This is a genomic window from Dellaglioa sp. CoH-55-MRSF-7 (assembly GCF_056782235.1).
Window position 1 is genome coordinate 1 of record NZ_JBXAYI010000078.1, and the last position, 397, is coordinate 397.

The following is a 397-nucleotide window of genomic DNA, read 5'->3' on the forward strand; positions in this document are numbered from 1 at the left end:
TCCGAATCTGATAGCCGGGCAGCGACATGTCGGGCTTGACCCATGTGTTGCTCATGTCGAGCTGAATGCGGGGTTCCCAGCGGGCTATCGCCTGAATGAAGCCGACCTGAATCTTATCCGCAGTGTTTTGATCGATTGGTTCCTGTAGATAAGTGAGAAGGGAGGCCCCATACTCCGGCTGGAATATACGGGCTCGTGCCCCTATCTGACATGAGAACAGGTTGTACAACGAGTTGTTGATGGCCAGTACGTCAGGCAGCAAATCGGGGTTAGTGTCCAGCGTAAACTTCGACGACGCATCGACCCATACGGCACCCCGCGTATCAAGCTGATATGCTGTTGGTGTAGTCATGTTGAGTTCTCCTTACCATTAAATTTAGATTTGAGGGATAGGAGT

Annotated in this window: 1 protein-coding gene; it reads right to left on the bottom strand. The window is 51.6% G+C overall.

Features of this window, described 5'->3' with window-relative positions; translation table 11 throughout:
- A partial coding sequence (locus AC1RPU_RS07940; RefSeq protein WP_481769635.1) for a GPW/gp25 family protein occupies positions 1–352 on the bottom strand: 352 nt, incomplete at its 3' end.
- Positions 353–397 lie beyond the last annotated feature (45 nt).